At 52.0% G+C, this 16,788-nt stretch carries 9 protein-coding genes; 7 read left to right on the top strand and 2 right to left on the bottom strand.

Features of this window, described 5'->3' with window-relative positions; translation table 11 throughout:
- Positions 1-1,125, top strand: a 1,125-nt coding sequence (locus STRDD11_RS07045; protein WP_241209353.1) for an LPXTG cell wall anchor domain-containing protein, incomplete at its 5' end; no start/stop codon positions are given.
- A gap of 53 nt (positions 1,126-1,178) precedes the next feature.
- Here STRDD11_RS07045 and STRDD11_RS07040 read toward each other — a convergent pair.
- Positions 1,179-2,153 (bottom strand): nuclease-related domain-containing protein, encoded by a 975-nt coding sequence (locus STRDD11_RS07040; protein ID WP_128836711.1) that lies wholly within the window; start codon positions 2,151-2,153, stop codon positions 1,179-1,181.
- A 209-nt stretch (positions 2,154-2,362) separates the two neighbouring features.
- On the opposite strand from STRDD11_RS07040, the gene STRDD11_RS07035 reads away from it, so the two are divergent.
- Complete coding sequence (locus STRDD11_RS07035) at positions 2,363-3,232, top strand: glycosyltransferase family 2 protein (RefSeq protein ID WP_128836710.1); 870 nt, start codon at positions 2,363-2,365, stop codon at positions 3,230-3,232.
- Positions 3,233-3,291: 59 nt separating this feature from the next.
- Here the strand turns inward: STRDD11_RS07035 and STRDD11_RS07030 are convergent, their stop codons facing one another.
- Positions 3,292-3,855, bottom strand: coding sequence for a methyltransferase family protein (locus STRDD11_RS07030; protein ID WP_128836709.1), 564 nt, complete (start codon positions 3,853-3,855; stop codon positions 3,292-3,294).
- Positions 3,856-4,301: 446 nt separating this feature from the next.
- Here STRDD11_RS07030 and leuS point away from each other — a divergent pair, with 446 nt between their 5' ends.
- The 5 genes from leuS to STRDD11_RS07005 all read left to right on the top strand — a co-directional run.
- Complete coding sequence (gene leuS / locus STRDD11_RS07025) at positions 4,302-6,803, top strand: leucine--tRNA ligase (protein ID WP_128836708.1); 2,502 nt, start codon at positions 4,302-4,304, stop codon at positions 6,801-6,803.
- Positions 6,804-6,963: 160 nt separating this feature from the next.
- Positions 6,964-11,010, top strand: a complete 4,047-nt coding sequence (locus tag STRDD11_RS07020) for a glycoside hydrolase family 2 TIM barrel-domain containing protein (RefSeq protein WP_128836707.1) — start codon at positions 6,964-6,966, stop codon at positions 11,008-11,010.
- A 186-nt stretch (positions 11,011-11,196) separates the two neighbouring features.
- Positions 11,197-12,909 (top strand): alpha-L-fucosidase, encoded by a 1,713-nt coding sequence (locus tag STRDD11_RS07015; protein WP_128836706.1) that lies wholly within the window; start codon positions 11,197-11,199, stop codon positions 12,907-12,909.
- 424 nt (positions 12,910-13,333) lie between these two features.
- Positions 13,334-14,623 carry a glycoside hydrolase family 125 protein gene (locus STRDD11_RS07010; RefSeq protein ID WP_128836705.1) on the top strand — a complete coding sequence of 430 codons (1,290 nt, stop codon included), beginning with the start codon at positions 13,334-13,336 and terminating at the stop codon, positions 14,621-14,623.
- Between the two features lies 1 nt (position 14,624).
- A partial coding sequence (locus STRDD11_RS07005) for an alpha-mannosidase (protein WP_241209352.1) occupies positions 14,625-16,788 on the top strand: 2,164 nt, incomplete at its 3' end.

The raw sequence follows: 16,788 nt of genomic DNA, 5'->3' as shown, positions 1-16,788 counted from the left end.
GCCCAAATGGGGGCCAACCAAGGCGATGTCTGGGTCTGGTCAGAAGACAATGTCGTCATAGAAGACGGCGAGCGCCAAAAGCGCGGCCCCAATGGCGGCCCCGGCCAGTTTAACGGAGGTGCTGTCGTGCTGGGCGGCCGTCCGACCTATGACCCAGCAGCCGACTGGTATTATCTGGCCTATAAAGATACTTCCGATAAAAGCAAAACAGACGAAGAAGCCGATAAGGAGGCCCGTGCTATCTTTGACAAGGAGCGGGGCAAGTGGATGGACGAATTTGACCCATGGGGAGTTGCCCTAGAGATGTCTGATAATACAGCAGCCAATGCCTGGGTTGATGTCCGCAATATGCAGGCCTTTGTCCTCCGCAATGACTCTACTGTCTGGGAAAATATCGTCAACCATCCTCAGGCAGTCCAGTGGGTGAACCAGTTTAAGGGGAATATGGGCTCCGATGCTGGAGAAGCCCAGAAGGAGGTCTTGCCGAGCGGCGGAACAGCCATTCAGGTTCTGCCTAAGCAGGACCGGGTGGCCCATTGGGGCTCAGACCAAGCGCTGAACATTCCCAATCCACAAACTATTCGGGCAGTTCTGGTGTCCGTTGAGGCCCGCATTTCGGATAAATCGGATCCGGATGCCAAACTGGGCATTCAGGTTGGCGGCGACTGGAAATTTACTGACCCAGGGGCTGTCAAACCTTTCTGGTATCCGGGAGCTGGTCTGGCCGGTATTCAGCGTTTGAGCAGGGACTGGGCCCGCTATTACTTTGTCAGTATCACCGGTGTTCAGGATGCCATTGAAGAGCGCGCCATTTCACAGGAAGTGTTTATGAACAGTACGGTACCGCTGGCAGACATGGAGCAAGCCCCACAATCGCATGCCCCGCAATCGCAGGCCCAGCAGCCAGCTTCAGCTGCAAACGGAGTGCAGGCAGAAAAGCTGACCTATAAGACAGGCGCAGAGACAGTGACTCCAGCAAGCGTGTCCCGGCGGGCAGTTGCTCCGTCAGTCTCCTCCAAGCAACTGCCCAAGACTGGCAGCCAAAGCAGTCTGTGGAGCCATCTAGCTGGCTTCTTCCTCTTGGGACTGAGCGCAGCCTTCCTTGGCTGGAAGAAAAATTCCTAGCTCTTGGGCTATTGGAGAAAAGAATGACCTGTAAAAAAAAGCAACAGCAGATTTCAGCTGTTGCTTTCTATTTTGCCCTGTTCTTGCAGGACAGGCTGTCCAACATCAGTTGCTTGAGGGCCGGCCTCAGCGATTGGGCTGGAAGCAGGCCCTTCCCATTGCTGGGTGAAGCGGCATCTTGGGAAGCTGGAGCAGCCCCAGAATTGCTGGCCGGCTCTAGCACCCTTGGCCGCTGTCCGCAGCACCAGCCTGCTCTGGCAGCGGGGGCAGATGTTTTCGGTTTCTATCTTCTGCCGATTCTGAGCAATGGCTTTGATATGGCGCTCTTTGACAACTTGATTGCGCTTGGTCAGAGGCAGCAGCATACGGTAAAGGTCGTCAATCTGCTCAGCAGCCAGCTTTGCTCCCGTCTGGCCGGCCTGCTGTTCAATCGCTCCCAGTGCCTGCCAAGTCTGAATAACCTTATGCCGGTCGCTCTTTAGATGGATTTCCTTCAGCTCGCAGTCATTGCTGAAAACAATGTAGGAATAGAGGTCTGGCGCATATTCGTTCAGATAATAACTGAGCCATTTGAGATGGATTTTATTTTGAATGATGGGGTTGAAAAAAGACTGCTTGTGCGATCGGCCGCGGCCAGTCGCCAGAACCTGCGTCCAATATTGCTGGTGCTCCGATCCGAAAATCCAGCCCCTGTAGTTTTTGGACTCAAAAATATATATTCCTGATGGATGGATGAGCAGGGCGTCAATCTCAGTAGTCGTACCATTTTCCTTAAAGACATAGAGATTAAACAGGATTTTCTTATAGCCGCTCAGCTGGCTTAGGGCCTGACCGAGCTGGTATTCTCCCTGCTTTCCCCTGTTGTGCTTGAGCTCCCAAGGAGCAGTCTGAGTCTGCTGGAAATAGTCTGGCTCTTGATTTGACGTCTCAGGCTGGTCTGCCTCTTCCTTTTTTGCCAGTATTCTATAGCTTATCCCAAAGACAAGGATAAAAATCATCACCAATCCAACAAACATCGAGCCCGGCATTGCAGCATCCCCCTAAAAATCTCTAGATTGAGTATAGCATAAAAAAGGAAGTTTAAGGAGGGGACTGCTGAAGAAATCTGTCTTTTAAACAAAATTCAGTTCTTTGTCTAAAAATGAACAGCCGAAGTTTGAAACATATTTTCCAAAAACAGCTGACAAAGCTCAAAAATCATGTATAATAAAAAGACGAGAAAAAAAGAGGAGTTACCATGTCTCAGGAATTAATCAGTGTCCTTATCCCTGTTTACAATGTCGAGCAGTATCTAGCCGAGTGTGTCAACAGTGTCCGCAATCAGACTTATCAGAATTTGGAAATAATTCTGGTCAATGACGGTTCAACAGACGCATCAGGGCAGATTTGCCGGGACTTGGCAGCTCAGGACAGCCGGATTACAGTGATGGACCAGGAAAATCAGGGACTGTCCGGCGCCCGCAATACTGGACTGGAAGCAGCTGGCGGTGCCTATGTGATTTTCGTGGACTCAGATGATTGGCTGCCGGAGCAGCATGTGGCCCGGCTTTATGAAAAGCTGAAAGAGTATGATGCCGATATAGCCATTGGCCACCACTGCAGCTTTCGGCCTGAGGATGCGACCTTTCTCTATTACTCGACCGAGCATTTTGAACAGCTCTATAAGCGGGAGGAGATGATAGAGGAGTATCCGAGACGACGCATGATGGACGGGGTCTTTCTCTCTGCCTGGGGCAAATTGTACAAACGTGATCTCTTTGATGCAGTACGCTATCCGGTCGGCCGGGTGGCAGAAGATGCCTTTACCACTTACAAACTCTATCTGCAGGCTGAAAAGATTATCTATCTGAACGAGCCGCTCTATTACTACCGCCTGCGTCCCGGCAGCATCTCCCTTACTTGGAATGAGCGCTGGTTTCAAGACCTCATCGCCGGCTTTGAGGAGCAGCTGGCTATCCTCGGCAAGCTGGGCTATGACCTGTCCTTTTACTACAAATACTATACTTTCCTGCTCCAATACTGCCGGGACAATGCTCTGGCAGTCGGCCTGCAGGACAGCCCCGTCTATCAGGAAATCGAAAACAAACTCAAACTGTTTGGAGAATAAACAAGAAAACAAGCCGCCTTTCAGCTGTATAGGACTGAGAGCGGCTTGTTTTTATGAAATCACCAAATGAAAGGAAAAATTCGGTATTTAACCTTTTTGCAATAGATCTCGTAGGTGTTTCCAAAGTGATTGAGCAGGGCTTTTTCCTCTACTTTTAGCCGAATGCTGTAACCCACCACGAGAAGGATGAGGCAGAGAATGATTGTCAAAGGATTCAGCGAAACGATTGATAAGCCAAGGACGGACAAGATGCTGCCGGTATAGGCAGGATTTCTCACAACAGCATAAGGGCCGTGGTCCACTAACTGCTGCTGATCGGTTGTCTGAACAGCGAGTGTAAAGTTTTTTCCGAGGTAGCTGACAGCATAGAGGCGCAATGCAAAACCAGCCAGGGATAGGAGAAGTCCAAGATAGACTGTGAAGCTTGGCAAGTGAGGTGCAGAGGGCAGAAGCTGCCCATTCATTAATAGTAAACAGCAGATAACGCTGCCAATAATGATGTAACGGCTCCCTCTGTCCGCAGAGTCGCTTACATTATTGGATTTAGTTTTATTTTTTATCCACATTTCTGTACCAATGAAAATAAAAATGAATGCATAAATGAAAATAGTTTGTAAATCCATGATTGTTTCCTCCGGGTTCATTATAGACCTTTTGGGAAAAAAGGTCCAATAAAGAGGCTGTAAACAGAGACTTGTTCGGAAACCGGATGATGGCTCCGTTGCCCTTAAGCGGTCAGCCCACAAGCAAACGACTCCGTCGGTTCATTGCAAAAGGAAAGCCTGAGGGCTTTTGGTTTTATACGGTATCTTCCAAAAGATAGCTCCCTCTGTGGGTGAGGGCGCAGCCATCATGGGAGTCTGTCCCACCGCCTCACTGCTAAAAGCAAAGAAAAAGACTATACATAGTATGGTATAGGCGGGACTTAAAAGGAAGTCTTAAAATCTTGGAAAAGGTCAATGCTTTTTTGAACGATTGGTCTATTCTTTAAGAAATATTGCCGCAATCAGCTATTTTAATTTCCCCTGAAAATGGTATAATAGGAGCAGTACGAAAAATGGAGAGAACGATGGCTTATTACAATCACAAAGAAATTGAACCAAAGTGGCAGAAATACTGGGCTGACCACCACACCTTTAAGACGGGGACGGATGCGGATAAGCCCAGCTTTTATGCGCTGGATATGTTTCCTTATCCATCTGGTGCGGGACTTCACGTAGGGCATCCGGAAGGCTATACGGCGACGGATATTCTCAGCCGTTTCAAGCGTGCCCGCGGCTACAATGTCCTCCACCCGATGGGCTGGGATGCTTTTGGCCTGCCGGCTGAGCAGTATGCCATGGATACGGGCAATGATCCGGCTGATTTTACAGCGGAAAATATTGCCAATTTCAAGCGGCAGATCAATGCGCTGGGCTTTTCTTATGACTGGGACCGGGAGATCAATACTACGGATCCCAACTACTACAAGTGGACCCAGTGGATTTTCACCAAGCTCTATGAAAAAGGCCTGGCCTATGAGGCTGAGGTACCGGTCAACTGGGTCGAAGAGCTGGGGACCGCCATTGCCAATGAGGAAGTGCTGCCAGACGGCACTTCGGAGCGCGGCGGCTATCCGGTCGTCCGCAAGCCCATGCGCCAGTGGATGCTGAAGATTACGGCCTATGCTGAGCGTCTGCTCAATGATCTGGAAGAGCTGGACTGGCCGGAGTCTATCAAGGACATGCAGCGCAACTGGATTGGCAAGTCAAGCGGGGCCAATGTGACCTTCAAGATTCAGGGGACAGACAAGGACTTTACGGTCTTTACCACCCGCCCGGATACCCTTTTTGGCGCGACTTATGCTGTGCTGGCGCCCGAGCATGCTCTGGTAGATGCCATTACCAGCCCTGAGCAGGCAGCAGCCGTTGCAGCCTACAAACGTCAGGCTTCGCTCAAGTCCGATCTGGCCCGAACGGACCTGGCCAAGGAGAAGACCGGTGTCTGGACAGGGGCTTATGCCATCAATCCGGTCAACGGCCAGGAAATTCCTATCTGGATTGCGGACTATGTACTGGCCAGCTACGGTACGGGGGCCATCATGGCCGTGCCTGCCCATGATGAGCGCGACTGGGAGTTTGCCAAGCAGTTTGGCCTGCCCATCGTCGAAGTGCTGGAGGGCGGCAATGTGGAGGCAGCAGCCTATACTGAGGACGGACTCCATGTCAACTCAAGCTTCCTCAACGGGCTGAACAAGGAAGAGGCCATTGCCAAGATAATTGCTTGGCTGGAAGAACAGGGTGTCGGTCAGGAAAAAATCACCTACCGCCTGCGGGACTGGCTTTTCAGCCGTCAGCGCTACTGGGGCGAGCCGATTCCGATTGTGCACTGGGAGGATGGGACCTCTACGGCTCTGTCTGAAAGCGAGCTGCCGCTGGTGCTGCCGGTGACCAAGGACATCCGTCCTTCAGGGACTGGCGAAAGTCCGCTGGCCAATCTGACTGACTGGCTGGAAGTGACTCGCGAAGACGGTGTCAAGGGCCGCCGCGAGACCAATACCATGCCCCAGTGGGCTGGCTCCAGCTGGTATTACCTGCGTTATATCGACCCTCACAACAGTGAGAAGTTGGCGGATGAGGACCTGCTCAAGGCCTGGCTGCCGGTGGACATCTATATCGGCGGAGCAGAGCATGCAGTGCTCCACTTGCTTTATGCCCGCTTCTGGCATAAATTTCTCTATGATCTCGGAGTGGTGCCGACCAAGGAGCCTTTCCAAAAGCTCTTTAACCAAGGCATGATTTTGGGAACCAGCTACCGTGACAGCCGCGGTGCTCTGGTTGCGACCGATAAGGTGGAAAAACGCGACGGCTCTTTCTTCAGCATGGAAACCGGTGAAGAGCTGGAGCAGGCACCGGCTAAGATGTCCAAGTCTCTGAAAAATGTGGTCAATCCGGATGATGTGGTGGACCAGTATGGGGCGGATACCCTGCGGGTTTATGAGATGTTTATGGGGCCGCTGGATGCCTCTATCGCTTGGAGCGAAGAGGGACTGGAAGGCAGCCGCAAATTTCTGGATCGGGTTTACCGCCTGCTGACCAGAAAAGAGCTAACCGCTGAAAATGACGGCAAGCTGGACAAGGTCTATCACGAAACTGTCAAGTCTGTGACCGAGCAGATTGAGGAGCTCAAGTTCAATACTGCTCTGGCCCAGCTCATGATCTTTGTCAATGCGGCCAACAAGGAAGACCAGCTCTACATCGGCTATGCTAAGGGCTTTATCCAGCTGCTGGCACCATTTGCGCCCCATCTGGCTGAGGAACTCTGGCAGCAGATTGCCCAGACCGGAGAGTCCATCTCCTATGTGGCTTGGCCGACTTACGATGAGAGCAAGCTGGTTGAGGCCGAAGTGGAAATCGTAGTCCAAATCAAGGGCAAGGTTCGGGCCAAGCTGGTCGTGGCCAAGGACCTGTCTCCTCAGGAACTGCAGGAAATCGCCCTAGCTGACGAAAAAATCAAGGAAGAAATTGCCGGCAAGGAAGTGGTCAAGGTGATAGCGGTGCCCAACAAGCTTGTGAATATTGTAGTAAAATAAGCCCCATCAGTTTTGCCTGCAGGCTTTAACAACCTTCTGTCTGCCATTTTTTCCACAAATTATAGAATAAATCGTCGCTTTTTAGGAAGTGATGCGGAAGGCGTTGAAGACGCCTTCTTTTTTTGTTATAGTGATACCGTGAAAATAAAAGGAGCAGCATATGAAAGAACTACGAGGTCAGCAAACGCTGCGGAAGCATTGGCTGTTCAGTCAGCAGGTGACCAAAGATCAGGCTCTGGCAGAGGAGATTTGTCCAGAGGACTGGGAATCGGTCAAACTGCCTCATGATTGGAGTATTTATTATGATTTCGATGCTCAGTCACCGGCACAGAATGAAGGCGGCCAGCTGAACGGCGGGTCTGCTTGGTACCGAACGGCTTTCTTTTTGGAAGATGATGTATCAAAGAAAGCTGTCCGCCTTTGCTTTGATGGTGTTTACATGGACTCGCAGGTCTTTGTCAATGGGCAGCTGGTCGGCCGCTATCCCAGCGGCTATACGCCTTTTTCCTATGATATTACCCGCTATCTCCGCAATGACGGGTCAGAAAATATCTTAGCAGTCCATGTTGTCAATCAGCAGCCCAGCAGCCGCTGGTACTCAGGAAGCGGCATTTACCGTGATGTTCACCTCTTGGTGCAGGAGCAGGTCCATGTCTGTCTGGATGGGGTGGCTATTGCCTTTCCGGAGCTGGAAATGGAGCAGGACGGCTGGGTAGATACGGTGGTGGAGACAAGAGTGACCAACGCTTCCCTGCAGGATGCTCCAGTCTATCTGAGGCAGCAAATCATAGACAGGCAAGGCCAGGTGGCAGCCGACTGGACAGACAGCAGTACCCAGCTGCTGCTTCCGCAGATGGACATAGTTTTTAGGCAGGACCTGCCGGTTTTTCAGCCGGCACTATGGGATGTGCGCAGTGAAGAACCGGCCTTGTACCAGCTGATTACCAGAGTTTATCAGGGGAATACTTTGGTTGATGAACGCAGCGATAGCTTTGGCTACCGCTATCTGTCTTGGAGTCCGTCTCAGGGATTTTTCTTAAATGGGCAGTATCTAAAGCTGCACGGTGTCTGCCTGCATCATGACCACGGGGCTTTGGGAGCAGCGGAAAATGAAAAGGCGGAATACCGCCGGCTGAAACAGATGAAGGAAATGGGAGCCAATGCCATCCGGACTGCTCATAATCCGGCCAGTCCGCAGACACTGAAGCTGGCTGCTGAGCTGGGCCTGCTAGTGCAGGAGGAGGCTTTCGATACATGGTACGGCGGTAAAAAGACTTATGACTATGGCCGCTTTTTTGAAGAAAAGGCGCTTCATCCTGAAGCAAAAGCAGGCGATACTTGGTCTGACTATGACCTGCGAATGCTGGTGGAGCGGGGGAAAAATAATCCAGCCATCTTTATGTGGTCTATTGGAAATGAAATCAGTGAAGCGAAAGGAGATGCCCATTCGCTCGCTACGGTGAAGCGCTTGGTGCAGGTCGTTAAAAGCGTTGATCCGACCCGTTATGTCACCATGGGAATCGACGCTTTCCGCTTTGGCGATGGCAGCGGCGGACATGAGCGGATCGCAGCAGAGCTGGATGCTGTCGGCCTGAATTATGCCGAGGAGAATGTCAATCAGCTGCGGCGGCGCCATCCGGACTGGCTGCTCTATGGTTCGGAAACTTCCTCTGCCACCAGAACGAGGGGGAGCTATTTCCGGCCGCACAGGGAATGGATTGGCCACAATAAAGGGCTGAGAAATTTTGAGCAGTCGGATTATGGCAATGACCGTGTTGCCTGGGGCAGGACAGCGAGCAGTGCCTGGCTGTTTGATCGGGACCGTGCTGACTATGCGGGGCAGTTTGTCTGGACAGGCTGCGACTACATCGGAGAGCCTACGCCCTGGCACAATCAGAATGAAACGCCGGTTAACAGTTCCTATTTTGGTTTGGTGGATACAGCCGGTATCCCTAAGAATGATTATTACTTTTACCAGAGTCAGTGGCGGACCCAGGATGACTGTCCCATGGTCCATCTCCTGCCGCACTGGAATTGGGAAAAAGCCGGTCTGCGCCGGCAGGTGATGGACAGCAGCGGCCGCATTCCTGTGCGGGTTTATTCCAATGCTGCCAGTGTCGAACTCTATCTGAACGGTCTGTCGCAGGGCAGAAAGGCATTTTGTCAGAAAAAAACGGTTGACGGCCGTCCCTACCAAGAGGGAAGCCGTGCCGCAGAGCTCTATCTGGAATGGCTGCTGCCCTATGTGCCGGGTGAGCTGCTGGCAGTAGCTTATAATCAGGTGGGAGAGGAAATTGCACGCGATTGCCTGCAAACAGCGGGTAAGGCTGCCCGGCTGCATCTGCTCAGGGAAGAAGACCGCATTCGGGCTGACGGCCGAGAAGTGGCCTATATCCGCTATCAGATTGAGGACAGCGATGGCAATCTGGTGCCGACCGCCAATCATCAAGTGCACTTCAGCTTGAGCGGACAAGGGCGGATGGTCGGGCTTGATAATGGCCGCCAGGCCAGCCGCGAGCGCTACAAGGCGCAGGCTGACGGGACATGGCGGCGGCGGGCATTCAATGGTCAGGGCATGGCAATCATAGAGAGCACAGAAGAGGACGGCTCCTTTACCCTTCATGCTTCCAGTCAAGGCTTGGAGGCCGATTCGGTGACCATTTTTACCGGAGAGGGGACAGCGGTCTGTCAGCAGCCGGCAGAGTCTCTTGAGCTCAGCTTTGGGTCTGATGAGTGGTTGGAAGATGAAACGCTTCAGCTGGAGTGCTTTGTCTGCTACCCAGACGGCAGGAAGCAGAGAATTTCTGCTCAGGCCTTGGAGTGGGAGATCAGCGGCGAGGGCTGGCTGACAATCAAGGAAGACCGCTGTCAACTGCGTCAGGCCGGAAAAGTCACTCTCCGAGCTTCTTATGGCCATTTGCAGACGGAGTTGCAGCGGATGATTCAGTCTAGGCGGAAGCTAACCAGGGCTGTGGCTGTGCGTCCGATTCGAGTTTATACGCAGTTGCAGCAGCAGCCTGTACTGCCTGAAAAGGTTGTGGTAGAGATGGAAGGAGGATTTCCAAAGACCTATCCCGTTAGCTGGGAGACTGTTTCAGAGGAAAATCTCAGCCGATATCAGGAAGTGACAGTCACTGGCAGAGTGAGCGGGCTCAGCCTGACAGCTGCTGCCCTAGTCGTCGTAGAGGGGATTGTGGCGGTGGAAAATGGCAGTGCGGTCACGCTGGTGAATGAAGCACCGGACTTGCCGGAGAGGGTTTCTGTTTTTCTGTCCAACGGCAAGACCGATACCGCCGCGGTTGACTGGGAAAAGATTTCTCCGCAGCAGTATGCGCAGCCGGGTTCCTTTCTGCTGAAAGGCAGCGTGTCAGGCTGCAGGCTGCAGGCGGAGCTGCAGGTGCGGGTAGCAGAAAGGGGCCAGCTGTCAGAAATCATCTCGGACCAATGGACGGGTTCCCCTCTGCCGCTGGCCTTTGCATCAGGCTCTCAAAAGCAGCACGGCGCAGCTTACCTCAATGACCGGCAGCTTGCTGTGAGCGGGAAATCTTCTCGTTATTGGACCAGTGCAGCCGGGGCGGATCAAGCCTATGCAGGTGTACTGTTTGGCGATGCCGGAATGCTCAGTGAGCGTTTTGCAGATAATCTGTTCCTGCATTTCCACCAAATGAGTCCTTGCAGTTTGCTGGAAAATATCAGGGTGGAGTACTATGTCGGCAAGGAGCCTCAATTGCCGCAAGATGCGGATAATCTAGCAAAAGAAGAAACGGCTCTTTCGGACAGTCAGCATTGGAAATCGGTGGCCCATCTGTCTATTGCCGAGCCGCCAGCAGCAGGCAGTATCTTGGCACTGCATTTTGACAAAGTGCAAACCTATGCGCTGCGCGTGCTTTTCTCAGGCTTGACCCAAGCTCCAGCTTTGGCAGAACTGCAGGTTTTTGCCAGAAAAGCCCCGGCTTTTGCCACAGCAGATGCGAGGATTTTCATCAAAGGGCAGGAGCTGCAGCTCAGGGAGGACCAGCAGGATATTGTGCTGGGAGAGACCGTTCTGCCTTCCCAGATAAAACTAAAGCTGACGCAGGGAGCCAGCTCGACAGTGATTCCGGCTGTAAAGGCAGATGAGCCAATCCGCCTCCTCATTCGAGCAGAAAATGGCAGCTTGCTGCAGGAATACCGCCTATGGCAGACCGAAGTCAGGCCAAAAAGCTGAAAACAGAAGCCGAGCCGTCTGAGCATGAGCTATATGCCCTGCTGATTTCTCGCTTTTCTTCGTTTTCACAGTTGCAGTCTGCTAGGCTGTTTTCCAAAAGCCAGACCGCTTTGCAGGCAATGCTGCAGCCATCAGGGGAGTCTGTCCCGCCATCATACCCCTGTATCTTATATAAATGGAGAAGAAATGAAAGCAAACAGCGAAATGGCGGGCTTTGGTCCTCTGCCATCCAAAGCCCAGCTGCGTTATCATGAGGATGAATTGGCAGCCTTTGTCCACTTTGGGATCAATACCTTTTATGATCAGGAGTGGGGCAATGGTCAGGAAGACCCGCAGCGTTTCAACCCATCGGCTCTTGATACGGATCAATGGATCCGGGTGCTGAAAGAGACGGGCTTTAAGCGGGTGATTGTGGTTGTCAAGCACCATGACGGCTTTGTCCTCTACCCTTCCCGCTGGACCGACCATACCGTTGCGGCCAGCCCTTGGCGGGATGGGAAAGGCGATGTATTGGCAGAGGTTTCGAAATCAGCCAGCAAGTATGATATGGACTTGGGGATCTATCTGTCTCCCTGGGATGCGCACAGCCCGCTCTATCATGTGGAGACGCAGGAAGCCTACAATCACTATTACCTGCAGCAGTTAAAGGAGATTCTGGCCAATCCTCTCTATGGCAATAAGGGAAAATTTGTCGAAGTCTGGATGGACGGAGCGCGGGGAGAAGGTGCGCAAAAGCTGGTCTATGATTATCCGGCCTGGCTGGCAGCTATTGCGGAGGCACAGCCGGATGCTTTGGTTTTTTCGACTGAAGCGACAGGGATTCGCTGGATTGGCAATGAAAACGGCCGGGCGGGCGACCCTCTGTGGCAGAAGGTCAATCCCAATCAGCTCAGCGAGCATACGGCACCTGCTTATCTGAATCACGGTGATCCAGATGGCACGGTCTATTCTCTGGGAGAGGCGGATGTCTCCATTCGGTCGGGCTGGTTTTATCATGCCAGTCAGAGGCCGAAAAGCTTGGCAGATCTGCTGGATATTTACCTGCACTCGGTCGGGCGGGGGACGCCGCTGCTGCTCAATGTCCCTCCGACAGAGGAGGGACTTCTGGCTGCGGCCGATGTCGAGCGTCTGCAGGAGTTTCATGAGGCTGTCACAGCGCTGTATGCGGCCGATTTGGCCTTGGGTGCTGAGGTTTGGGCCAACAGTGAGCACCCGGACTGTCCTGCTGGTCATTTGACTGACGGCCGGCCAGCTGCTTTTTGGATGCCTGCCTCAGATCAGCAGCCTTTTACCCTTGAGCTGGATTTGGGGCAAGACTGTTTGTTTGATACGGTTGAGCTGAGAGAGGATATGGCTCAGGGGCAGCGGGTTGCCTCCTTTTACCTAGAGGTGGAAAAGGAGCGGGGCTGGGCTGCCTTTGCGGCTGGGAAGACGATTGGCTATAAACGCTTGCTTTTAGGAGAGGCTGTGCGGGCCAGACGCCTGCGCTTGGTTTTGACCGATGTTCAGGCACCCCCCATCTTGACCAAGTGGTCGGTTTACAAGGCGCCTCAGTCCATGGAGAAAAGAAGCTGTTCGGCAGCTTTGCTTTTTGAACGTCCTACTTACCATGTTGCCAGCGGTCAGTCGGTACAGGTCCGCCTGCAGAGACAAGATGGACTGACCATACCGGAATCCATCCGGCTTGTCACCGAGCCGGGAACGGGTGTACACGGTGTGGCTTATCAGGATCAGGTTTTTGACCTGCATTTTGCTGCGGGTGAAGCGTTCAAGGAAGTGGAAATAGCCAGTCTGGCCTTTTCGGGAGAGAGGAGTTTGGACTTTTATCTTTGCGCCAGCAGACCGGATGGCCGCCAGAGCAGAACGAACATTATCGTAAGGAATACAGCTGATGAATAAACAAAAAGCATGAAGTTTTCGGTTCTTCATGCTTTTATCCTATTTGTTCAGCTTTTCCTTTTGAAACACCTGAGTGCAAGCTTGCTTTTGCTGGGGGGCGAGGCAGTCAAAGCAGTGCTTTAAATAGCTTCCCTCCTAGTGTTCGCTCGGTATAAAATCTGCTTTCTTCCTTGATGACAGCATGAAAAATGTCGGGATGTTCAGGGCAAAAAAGATATTACCGAAAGGCCTTTAGTTTGTGTATATATTTTGAAAAGGGTTTGGCCTATACTAGAGGATAGAAGATAATAGCACGCTCATTGAACATCTCATCAAGCAAGGTCAGTGCCGCCCTTATACTCACAGCTGTGCTGGGAAGAAGTTCTCCTGTCTGGTTTGCGGATGATTTTCGGGAAGGATAAACGAGCGGAAAAGGAAGTAGAAGATGACTTATTCAAAAGAAATTGTTAGGGAATGGCTGGATTCTATCGCTGATCTGGCTAAAAATCACCCAGACTGGGTAGCAGTCTTTAAACGCTGCTTTACCGATACTTTGGACCATACGGCTAAGGTTTTGGAGGATGGTTCGACCTTTGTGCTGACAGGGGATATTCCGGCTATGTGGCTGCGGGATTCGACCGCGCAGTTCAAGCCCTATCTCTTTGTCGCAAAGCAAGATGAGCAAATCCGCAAAACGATAGCGGGCCTGGTCAAGCGTCAAATGGCTCTGATTCTCAAGGATCCTTATGCCAATGCTTTTAATATGGAGGAAAATTGGAAAGGACATCATGAGACGGACCATACCGAGCTGTCCGGCTGGATTTGGGAGCGCAAGTATGAGGTGGACTCGCTTTGCTATCCCTTGCAGCTGGCCTATCTCCTCTGGAAAGAGACAGGGGAGACCAGTCATCTGGATAGGACTTTTATAGCTGGTGTCAGGGAAATCCTGCACCTTTGGCAAGTGGAGCAAAACCATGCCAACTCGCCCTATCGCTTTGTCCGTGAGACGGACCGCAAGGAAGATACGTTAGTCAATGATGGTTTTGGTCCAGATTTCGCAGTAACCGGTATGACTTGGTCCGGTTTTCGTCCCAGCGATGACGCCTGCATCTACAGCTATTTGGTGCCGTCCAATATGTTTGCCTCGGTCGTTTTGGGCTATGTGGCAGAGATTTTTGAGATCCTGCATCTGGAGGGAGCAGAGGAGCTCCTGCCTCAGGCGCGGCGCCTGCAGCAGGAGATTCAAGACGGCATTGAAACCTTCGCCTATACCAAGAACAGCAAGGGGGAGACGATTTATGCCTTTGAGGTAGACGGTTTGGGCCATGCCAGCATCATGGATGATCCCAATGTTCCCAGCCTTTTGGCAGCACCCTATCTGGGCTTCTGCGATATTGACGATGAAATCTATCAAAATACCCGCCGGACCATTCTCAGTCCGGAAAATCCTTACTATTATGAGGGAAAATACGCAGCCGGTCTGGGAAGTTCCCATACCTTCTATCGCTATATCTGGCCGATTGCCCTCTCCATCCAAGGCTTGACCACCAAGGATAAGGAAGAGAAAAAACGGATCTTGGACCTGCTCGTGGCCTGCGACGGCGGCACTGGTGTCATGCACGAAAGTTTCCATGTAGATGATCCGGCCAAGTATTCCCGCGAGTGGTTTTCTTGGGCCAATATGATGTTTTGTGAATTGGTCTTGGACTACTATGATTTGAAAATTGAGGTTTAAAATGGAACATATCACCCTACATATCATTTCTCACAGCCACTGGGACCGCGAATGGTATCTGCCTTTTGAGTCCCACCGGATGCAGCTGGTAGAGCTTTTTGACAGCCTCTTTGATTTATTTGAAAATGACCCTGAGTTTAAGAGCTTTCACTTAGACGGGCAGACCATTGTTTTGGATGATTATCTGGAAATCTGTCCAGAAAATCGGGACAAGCTTCAGCATTATATCGATGAGGGGAAGCTGAAAATCGGGCCTTTCTATATTCTGCAGGATGATTATCTGATTTCCAGTGAGGCCAATGTCCGCAATAGCTTAATCGGTCAGCAGGAATGCAAAAAATGGGGTCAGTCCACAAAGATCGGCTATTTTCCGGATACCTTTGGCAATATGGGACAGGCGCCGCAAATACTGCAAAAGTCCGGTATTCATGTGGCCGCTTTTGGCCGCGGGGTCAAGCCGATTGGTTTTGACAATCAAGTCTTAGAAGATGAGCAGTTTAGCTCCCAATATTCAGAAATGTACTGGCAGGGAGCAGACGGCAGCCGCGTCTTGGGCATTCTCTTTGCCAACTGGTACAGCAACGGCAATGAAATCCCAGTCGATCGGGAAGAGGCACGGATTTTCTGGAAGCAAAAGCTAGCGGATGTCAAGAGCTATGCTTCGACCAATCAGTGGCTGATGATGAATGGCTGTGACCACCAGCCCGTACAGCGCAATCTTAGCGAAGCGATTCGGACAGCCAATGAGCTCTACCCTGATATCACTTTTGTACACAGTTCTTTTGACGATTATGTGCAGGCTGTCGAAGCAGCCCTGCCTGAGCAGCTGTCAACCGTTCAGGGCGAGCTGACCAGTCAGGAAACAGACGGCTGGTACACTCTGGCCAATACCGCTTCTTCCCGTATTTACCTCAAGCAGGCCTTTCAGGAACAGAGCAATTTGCTGGAGCAGGTGGTCGAACCCCTGACTCTGATGACGGGCGGCCGCCATCACAAGGACCAGCTGACCTATGCTTGGAAGACCCTGCTGCAAAATGCTCCGCACGACAGCATCTGCGGCTGCAGCGTGGACGAAGTCCATAGAGAGATGGAGACCCGCTTTGCCAAGGTCGGTCAGGTTGGTCACTTTATCAAAGACAACCTTTTAAATGAATGGAAAAAGAAAATTGACAGCAGCCAGGCTGACAGCGACTGGCTCTTCACGGTCATCAATACAGGGCTTCATGACAAGGTGGACACCGTTTCCCTTGCTGTGAATGCAGCGGAGTGTGATTTTAAGGCAGCGCATCCGACAGAAGCCTATCGGCGTATGGCGGAGTGGCCGCTTCCTCAGCTGACAGTCAGGGACCTAGCCGGACGGTCGGTTGAAGCCAAGGTGGAAGATTTGGGAGCCCATTTCCAATACAGCCTGCCCAAGGATGCCTTTCGCCATGCCTATATTGCCAGACAGGTGCGCGTGACCCTGCCGATTCATTTGGCGCCGCTTTCTTGGAAAAGCTTCCAGCTGGTGGAAGGAAAGGCTGAGGAGCATGCTGGTCTCTACCGCAACGGCGTCATTGACACCCCCTTTGTGACGGTCAGCGTGGATGAGGGCTTGACGGTTTACGATAAGACGACCCACGAAGCCTATGAAGATTTTTTGCGCTTTGAAGACCGCGGTGACATCGGCAATGAGTACATTTACTTCCAGCCCAAAAATACAGAGCCAATCTATGCTGAATTGACTGGAGTTAAGGTTCTGGAAAACAATGCCCGCTATGCAGCCTTGCAGCTGACACATGAATTGACGATTCCGAGGAGTGCGGATGACCTGCTGGATCAAGAACAAAGGGGCCTTGTTGAGTTTAGGAAGCGCTCTGCCGGCCGTTCTCAGGAGCAAACGACGATTACCCTGACCACAGAGATGACTGTCTTTGTGGACAGTCCGCAGATCCGCTTTCGGACAAAATTGACCAACACAGCCAAGGATCACCGTATCCGCTTGCTGGTCAAGACCCACAACTGCAGCAAGACCAACGATTCTGACAGCATCTACGAGGTAGTGACCCGCCGCAACCAGCCTGCAGCTGTCTGGGAAAATCCTGAAAATCCGCAGCATCAGCAAGCGTTTGTCAGTCTCTATGATGAGCAAAAAGGGGTAACGGTGGGCAATAAAGGACTCAATG

The sequence above is a fragment of the Streptococcus sp. DD11 genome (assembly GCF_001578865.1).
In the GTDB taxonomy this organism is placed as follows: Bacteria; Bacillota; Bacilli; order Lactobacillales; family Streptococcaceae; genus Streptococcus; species Streptococcus panodentis.
This window is presented reverse-complemented; position numbering and strand designations above follow the sequence as displayed.

Excerpts from the sequence above, each read along its gene's own strand:
- STRDD11_RS07040 (WP_128836711.1), bottom strand. The coding sequence starts at position 2,153 with ATGCCGGGCTCGATGTTTGTTGGATTGGTGATGATTTTTATCCTTGTC.
- STRDD11_RS07035 (WP_128836710.1), top strand. The coding sequence starts at position 2,363 with ATGTCTCAGGAATTAATCAGTGTCCTTATCCCTGTTTACAATGTCGAG.
- STRDD11_RS07030 (WP_128836709.1), bottom strand. The coding sequence starts at position 3,855 with ATGGATTTACAAACTATTTTCATTTATGCATTCATTTTTATTTTCATT.
- leuS (WP_128836708.1), top strand. The coding sequence starts at position 4,302 with ATGGCTTATTACAATCACAAAGAAATTGAACCAAAGTGGCAGAAATAC.
- STRDD11_RS07020 (WP_128836707.1), top strand. The coding sequence starts at position 6,964 with ATGAAAGAACTACGAGGTCAGCAAACGCTGCGGAAGCATTGGCTGTTC.
- STRDD11_RS07015 (WP_128836706.1), top strand. The coding sequence starts at position 11,197 with ATGAAAGCAAACAGCGAAATGGCGGGCTTTGGTCCTCTGCCATCCAAA.
- STRDD11_RS07010 (WP_128836705.1), top strand. The coding sequence starts at position 13,334 with ATGACTTATTCAAAAGAAATTGTTAGGGAATGGCTGGATTCTATCGCT.